At 63.2% G+C, this 7,340-nt stretch carries 6 protein-coding genes; 2 read left to right on the top strand and 4 right to left on the bottom strand.

Annotated features, from left to right (window positions below; translation table 11 throughout):
• Both AB4Z15_RS24830 and katG read left to right on the top strand, forming a co-directional pair.
• The coding region (locus AB4Z15_RS24830; protein ID WP_442019387.1) for an SMP-30/gluconolactonase/LRE family protein at window positions 1–759 on the top strand (759 nt) is incomplete at its 5' end.
• 317 nt (window positions 760–1,076) lie between these two features.
• A complete protein-coding gene (katG, locus tag AB4Z15_RS24825) occupies window positions 1,077–3,371 on the top strand; it encodes a catalase/peroxidase HPI (protein ID WP_442019386.1) in 2,295 nt (764 codons plus the stop codon).
• Between the two features lie 303 nt (window positions 3,372–3,674).
• Here the strand turns inward: katG and AB4Z15_RS24820 are convergent, their stop codons facing one another.
• The 4 genes from AB4Z15_RS24820 to AB4Z15_RS24805 all read right to left on the bottom strand — a co-directional run.
• Window positions 3,675–4,511: a YncE family protein gene (locus AB4Z15_RS24820; RefSeq protein ID WP_442019385.1), complete on the bottom strand. Its 837-nt coding sequence runs from the start codon at window positions 4,509–4,511 to the stop codon at window positions 3,675–3,677.
• 146 nt (window positions 4,512–4,657) lie between these two features.
• Entirely contained in the window at window positions 4,658–5,893 is a 1,236-nt protein-coding gene (locus AB4Z15_RS24815) for a carboxylesterase family protein (RefSeq protein WP_442019384.1), read from the bottom strand.
• 489 nt (window positions 5,894–6,382) lie between these two features.
• The gene (locus AB4Z15_RS24810) at window positions 6,383–6,922 is read right to left on the bottom strand and encodes a PIN domain-containing protein (RefSeq protein ID WP_442019388.1); all 540 of its coding nucleotides are present in this window, start codon (window positions 6,920–6,922) and stop codon (window positions 6,383–6,385) included.
• 15 nt (window positions 6,923–6,937) lie between these two features.
• A partial coding sequence (locus AB4Z15_RS24805) for an excisionase family DNA-binding protein (RefSeq protein ID WP_442019383.1) occupies window positions 6,938–7,340 on the bottom strand: 403 nt, incomplete at its 5' end.

Here is a 7,340-nt window from a genome sequence, read left to right as displayed (position 1 = left end):
CACTGGGGTGCCGGTGAGGTGTTGGCCGTCGACCTCCTGGGCCAAACTGAAGTCATGGCATCCGGACCGACGAGGATGGGCTGGGCCATCGACTGGTTGCCCGACGGCGGTTTGCTGGTCTCCGGCGAGGATCTGGCCCTGGTGCGGCCGGATGGCTCCACCGACAGGTATAGCGAGCAGGGAGGCAACGAGGTCATCGTCGATCCGGCTGGCCACATCTACGTAAACGGGGCCGACTTCGACTTTGCCGGGGGCGGTGAACCCACACCGGGGTGGATCCGCTTGGTCGCCCCAGACGGCACCGCTCGCGAGGTAGCCGGCGACATCGAGTTCCCCAACGGCATGGTCGTGACTCCTGACGGATCGACGCTCGTGGTCGCCGAGTCCTTCGCTGGTCGATTATCGGCCTTCGACATCGGGCGCGACGGCTCCCTGTCCGGGCGCCGCAATTGGGCAGAGGGTCTTGGACCCGACGGCATCTGCATTGACGCCGCCGGCGGTATCTGGTCCCAGACGGCTGACACTTTCGCTCACACCCGTGTCGGGGGCGCGCCCGCTGGAGCGGTCGTCCGGGTGCTTGACGGCGGCGAGATCACCCATCGGATCGAGACTGACGTACCGTGCTTCTCATGCGCGCTCGGCGGGCCGCAGGGTCGGCACTTGTTCCTGCTCTGCAACGAGTTCGAGGGAGTCGACCAGCTCAGGTCGGTGCAGGAGCGGCGCAGCGCCCGGATCTACATGACTGAGCTGCCGAACTGATCGGCGCCTGAGTCACCGCGAGGATGTCATGTATGGGACGGAAACGTGAAGAAGCTCCGAAGAGAAACCGTAACGAGCAAAGAATATGTTTGACAATCGACCAAGCCTAAGCCCACGCTGTTGCCTAGGGCGAGACTCGATGATCATTGCGGAACAGCACGCGGGTGGGGGTACTGTCACACAAGTCTTCTCGGTGCGGCAGGCACGGGACGGTCCCTCCCGATGGGCTCTCCCCAGACGCGCGTTTACGGCACAATAGGAAACTTTGAACCGGCCCGAGCCGACGGCGACCTCGGCCAGATGAAAGGAAGAAGAATATGACCGATCCCCAAGAGCATCCCCCAGTCCCCACTCCCGGGAGCGCGCAGGGCTTGAACCAGAAGGTGGAGGGCGGATGCCCGGTGGCCCATGGCAGTGCCACGGCCCAGGGCAGCGAAAGTGAAAACCCGGCGATCGATTCCCCCGAGCCCAAAGGCCACCGACCGCGGACCAACCAGGACTGGTGGCCCAACCAGCTGGACCTTTCCGCGCTGCACACGCACGGCAAGTCAAGCAATCCGCTGGACCCGTCATTCAGCTACCGAGAGGAATTCCAGAAGCTCGACGTCGAGGCTCTGAAGCGTGACATCACCGAGGTCCTGACTACCTCGCAGGATTGGTGGCCGGCGGACTTCGGCCACTACGGTGGCCTGATGATCCGCCTGAGCTGGCACGCGGCCGGCACCTACCGCGTCCATGACGGCCGCGGTGGAGCGGGAGACGGCAGCCAGCGGTTCGCGCCGCTCAACAGCTGGCCGGACAACGCCAACCTGGACAAGGCCCGGCGACTGCTGTGGCCGGTCAAGCAGAAGTACGGCCAGAAGCTCTCTTGGGCCGACCTGCTGGTCCTGGCCGGCAACGTCGCCTTGGAATCGATGGGCTTCGAGACCTTCGGCTTTGCCTTTGGCCGCGAGGACGTGTGGGAGCCCGAGCAGATCTTCTGGGGCCCCGAAGACGCCTGGCTCGGTGATGAGCGTTACGTCGGTGAAGGCCAGATGTCCGAGGACGTCGGTTCCACTGAAATGGGCCTGATCTACGTCAACCCCGAAGGCCCCATGGGCAACCCGGACCCAGTAGCCGCCGCCGCCTTCATCCGGGAGACGTTCAAGCGCATGGCGATGAACGACGAGGAGACCTTCGCGCTGATCGCCGGCGGCCACACGTTCGGCAAGACCCATGGCGCTGGCCCCGCCGATGCGCATGTGGGCCCCGAACCGGAAGCCGCCAACCTGGAGGCGCAGGGCCTGGGCTGGCTCAGCACCTACGGCAGTGGCAAGGGCGCGGACACCATCACCTCGGGCCTCGAGGTGACCTGGACGGACATGCCGACCCAATGGAGCAACCGCTTCCTGGAGATCCTGTTCGAGTACGAGTGGGAACTGGTCAAGAGCCCTGGCGGTGCTCACCAATGGGTTGCCAAGGATGCACCGAATATCATCCCGAACGCGCACGACCCGGAGAAAAAACACCGACCCACAATGCTGACGACGGACCTGTCACTGCGCTTCGACCCCGTCTACGAGGAAATCGGTCGCCGCTTCCTCAAGAACACGGACGAGTTCGCCCTGGCGTTCGCCAAGGCCTGGTACAAGCTGCTGCACCGCGACATGGGACCCGTTGGCCCCCACATGCTGGGCCCGTGGGTGCCGGAAGCCCAGCTGTGGCAGGATCCCGTTCCCGCCGTCGACCATGAACTGATCGACGAGCAGGACATCGCTTCGCTGAAGGCGAAGCTGTTGGGCTCCGGCCTGACCATCCCGCAGCTCGTGGGTACGGCCTGGGCCTCGGCAGCCACCTACCGCAAAACGGACCGGCGCGGCGGCGCCAACGGTGCAAGGATCCGCTTGGAGCCGCAGCGCAGCTGGGAAGCCTCCGAACCGGAGCAGCTGGCAACCGTTCTTCCGGTGCTCGAACGGGTGCAGGAGGAGTTCAACTCTGCGCAGGCTGGCGGCAAGAAGGTCTCCCTTGCAGACCTGATCGTCCTCGGCGGTGCCGCCGCGGTGGAAAAGGCCGCTGCCGACGCCGGATTCCCCATCACCGTGCCATTCCGGCCGGGACGCACCGATGCCGACCAGGAGCAGACCGACGTCGAATCCTTCCAGTACCTGCAGCCCAAAGCTGACGGGTTCCGCAACTACCTGCGGCCCGGCTCGAAGCTCCCGCCCGAGACCCTGCTGCTGGACAAGGCCTACATGCTGGACCTCACCGCACCGGAGATGACGGTGCTGGTAGGCGGCATGCGCGCCCTGGGCACCAACCTGGGCGGTTCCAGCCACGGCATGCTGACAGACAAGCCGCAGGTCCTGAGCAACGACTTCTTCCTCAACCTGCTCTTGCCTGGCACCACATGGAGGGCGTCGGAGTCGGAGGAAAACGTCTATGAGATCACCGACGCCGCCACCGGCGAGCTGAAGTGGACGGCCACCCCGGTGGACCTGGTCTTCGGGTCCAACTCACAGCTGCGCGCCCTTTCCGAGGTCTACGCCAGCGAAGACGCCAGGGAGAAGTTCGTCAATGACTTCGTGGCCGCGTGGGCCAAAGTCATGGAGCTGGACCGCTTCGACCTCAAGTAACAAGTTCAACTGAACCGCGGTGTCGGGGCCGGTTGCAACTGCAGCCGGCCATGACACTTTTCGAAACCTCTTGTTCAGCGCGGAAGCTGACCTCAGGAACTCTCCCATAGTCGCTGAGCAGGGTGACGTGCTCGCGATCTGGAGCGCGGCGCGCTCCTGCTCTAAGAAGTATTGCGATTCCCACCGGACCGGCACATCTTGTTCAGCTGCATCAGCCCCTGATACGCGCCGGGGGCTGCTTGCCGATGTTCACTTGGCTCATCCGTGTTGGCCATCCTTTCTCCACACGGTGAAATCGTGCGTTCATCGACAGGACGATGCAGTGCCGCACGGTGGGAGGTCGAGGGCAGCGCTTATGCTTCCGGAGCCCACAGCGAGAGCTTTTCGGGGTTCACCACCATCCGCACCTTCGTTACCAACCCGCCGAGGACGCCAAGGGTGAGGACACCGGTGATGCGTCCTTCGCGCCACATCGCGAAGCCGAGCCACGTCGCATACACTTCCCCCGGCGACCAGTGGCTGGCCGGGCCCCGAACCCACCGCAACGACGGTGTCGACCCGTCGCGAGGCGACGTCGATAACAGTGACAGAACCGGGCGCAGGGGGTTCAGGGGAGGTCGCATCCACGGCCGCGTAGAGCGTGGAACCGTCCGGTGTAACAGCTAAACGTCCGCCCTCTGCCGCCAGCGGAACGGTGCCCGAGACCCTGAGCGTGGCGATGTCCACGAACGTTACCGTTGAGGTGTCGAAGTCGGTAATCAAAAAGGCGGTGGATTCATCGGGGGAAATCACCACGTCCGCTCCCGCCCCAGGGACCTCGATGCTGCCAGAAACGGTGTCGCTTCCAACGTCGATGACCGAAAACCTGCCCCCTCCCACAGCGAATGCCTTGGACCCGTCGCGGCTGAACTGGATATGGCGTGCTCTCACGCTAATGGTCGAGGGGAGTTCCACGGTTGCTGCCAGCTCGCCCATAAGCCGTGTGGCTTCACGGTGATCTGGAGATAGGCCTCCCGTGGCGTGCGCCACCCCGGGCATGCCGCAGGCTACCAACCCCAGGGCCATGACCATGCCAAGAAACCCCATCAGGGCGCGAATGAATGGTGTGCGGCACATCATGAATCCCCCGATTTCATGCACCGCTTCCCTCAGAGCACGGCGCGCTAGGGGCACAGCCTATCCACCATCAATTGGAAAAACCATGCAAGGACCCAGACGAGGCACGAGCCCAGGATGTTCGCGGAACTTTTCCGGCCGAGGACGAGATTTACCGGTTGAGGCAGCCGTTAGCCCTCCCGTACGTGTATCAGGGCGTCGATTGCGGGCTCAAGGTTGATGCCCTTAGCGCCGAGGCTCAGTGTGTGGGGAGCTTTAGGATCGTATCTTTCCCGCTCTGCTACTCCCTTGTGGACGAATTCAATGATCAGCCGCCGCGTGGCGGTGGTTACGCGCACCGATTCTGATGTGTAGGCGCCGCCGAGCATGCGTGAGTCCCTCCATTGGGTGGCATCACCGAACACAAATGGCAGAACGAAGCAGTGTGGTGCGTAGGCTGCCTCGAGTTTGCTCCGGTGGTCCAGCCTGACGACTTGGACAGGGACGGGCGCATGAGTAGCGATCTCCAGTGCTGGGGAACGGAACTGGGCCAGCGTCGCTGCACGCACCATTCGCAGATACGGGTCGGGCTCTTGGCCATCGGCGTCGAGTACTACCGTCGTGGCTGCGGGGTCTGTGAATGTTTGGGCGATGAACCGCTCGACGCCTGCTGCCGAGAATTCGTTGCGGGGCCGGCTACGAAGGAATCCTGCCGACTCCTCGGCTGTTGTGATGACGAGTGCAGCGCCTGTGTGGATCATTGGGGCGGAGGACGCGTACCGTGGGATCCTTTGCGGTATGTCCGTTGGCTCGGCAGGCATGAAGGGAAATGCCGGAAGTCTGGCGCGTGCACGCGTTTGGGCGTCCAGAAGCCTGCCCAAAGGCGCGGTCAGGAGTGCATATTCCGACCCGAGGGCATCGACTACCGCCGCCCGGTGTCGAAGCCAGGTGTCGACGGGCAGTGGCGCGAGCCGAGGCATGCTGATGAGGAGGGTCTGCGCGGCTGAGCCGCTCAACCTCTGGTCCGTACTCAGTGCGTAGGCGTACCATGCCCCCGCTGAGTCACCCGCAAGAGTGATGCGGGCGGGGTCGCCGCCGAAGGCGGCGATGTTCTCCCCTACCCATCCCAGCGCAGCCTGCAGATCGCGGATCGGCTTGCTTGACTCGACTGGGTCCCCGAGCGGGCCGAAGTGCCCCAGTACACCGATACGGTAGTTCACTGTGACGAGGACGATGCGCCCTTGGCGCACGAGCTCTTGCGACTTGTACCACCGGCTCTCGCCCGAACCTGTCGTGTAGCCGCCTCCCGGGATAAAAAACAGGACGGGCAGTCGGTGGGCGTCGGCCGGGGCCTGGACCCGAAGCGTGAACGCGTCTTCCTGCTGCCTGAGTTCGCCGAGGGCAGGGCCCAGCAGGCTGTCGAGCACACCTGGCGACTGCGGGAAGGCGGCGGGCCGGCCTTGTCGGAATCCGGGCCAGTCCGCCCGATGTACGGCGCAGTCCGAAGGGCCAAGTGCGCACATTGTTTACAGCCCCAGTTCTCCGTTTGAAGGGCCTCCCATCAACCGCCGCACCACGGCAGCGAGTGGGTGCAGCTTTCGTTGTGCTGAGAAGGTTGGTCCTGTGGGAGGAGTCCATGTGTGGCGGCAACCAAGTCATGCCAACGGCCCTTGCAGCATCCCCACGGATGCAGGGTGTTGTTCTTGCCCTTTGAGGTCTTCACACGAGTCTGCCTCCTTCCTATTCGTTGTCCGATCGACGGGCGGTCGCATGACCTGAGCACGTGTTCTCCCTGGGTCATCCCGAATGGTTCGAGCCGCGGTTAACGGACGAAGGCCCCACAGCATCTGGCCGCGGGACCCTCAGTAATCCCCAACTCGGAACCTGCGCGGACGCTTGCGCAGAACATCCAAGCACTACCGGCGAAGAGCTGCGGCTATCTGAGGCATTCCCTCCGAATCAAGCCGATCCAAGACATCGTTGACGTCCAGCGGTGGATTCCTGTAGGCCTCAGACATGTTACGTATCGCAATGTGCAGTTCGACCGCATCCAAATAGAACTGATCCATGAGGAAGTCATCAGGGTGCTTGGCCTCTATTCCCCAGGGGCTGAGAGCTTCGTCTGGAAAATGCTTGAGGTTGTTTGTGACAATTACCTGGGCCTGCACCTTCAGAGCCGCTGCCATCACATGGGCATCCCCCGGATCCGGCAGGTCCAGGAAGACCTGCTCCAGAGGCTGGTAATCGCCTACGATGCAATCCGGCACAGCGGTGCACATTAACACCCGGGTGCGGTCGAGCTTCACCGGATCCAGATCCGGCCGATTCTCTTTCAGATTTCGAAACGTCTCGTCGAGAATGGCCTCCGTCCAACGCGCTCTGACCAGCCCGGCCTGAGCGACTCGGATCAGTAGATCGCGGAGCATGCTCGGATACAAGACGTTCGCATCGTAGATGACCGTGAAAACCCTCTAGATAATCCCCATGTCCTGGCCCAGCGCCGACAATTCGTCCGCGGCATCCTTCTGAGCCACCGAGGTGCGGCGCTTGTATTCGTAGAGTGAATCGGCCAGTACCCGCCTGTGCGTTCCGACCATTCGGTACTTAATTTCCTGAGACTCAAGGAGCCCAACCAGGTAAGGACGGGATACATTCAAAATATCCGCAGCCTGCTGCGTCGTGAGTTCGGCATTCATGGGGACCACCGTGACACCCTGGCCAGCTCCCATCTTCCCAAGGATTCTCATCATCAGATCCGCAGCAGCACGGGGCATCTCCAGCTGCCCGCCGTCAGTAACCCTCATCTCCACCGGCTGCTGTGGATCCGAGTGCGCCTCAACGGCGCGACGAAGTGTCTTCAAGGCCTCCCGCGCG

It is taken from the genome of Paenarthrobacter sp. 2TAF44 (assembly GCF_052114885.1).
In the GTDB taxonomy this organism is placed as follows: Bacteria; Actinomycetota; Actinomycetes; order Actinomycetales; family Micrococcaceae; genus Arthrobacter.
Note: the sequence above shows the minus strand (reverse complement) of the source record. Positions and strands in the feature narration are given on the sequence as shown.

Coding starts and splice junctions, on each gene's coding strand:
- katG (WP_442019386.1), top strand. CDS start 1,077: ATGACCGATCCCCAAGAGCATCCCCCAGTCCCCACTCCCGGGAGCGCG.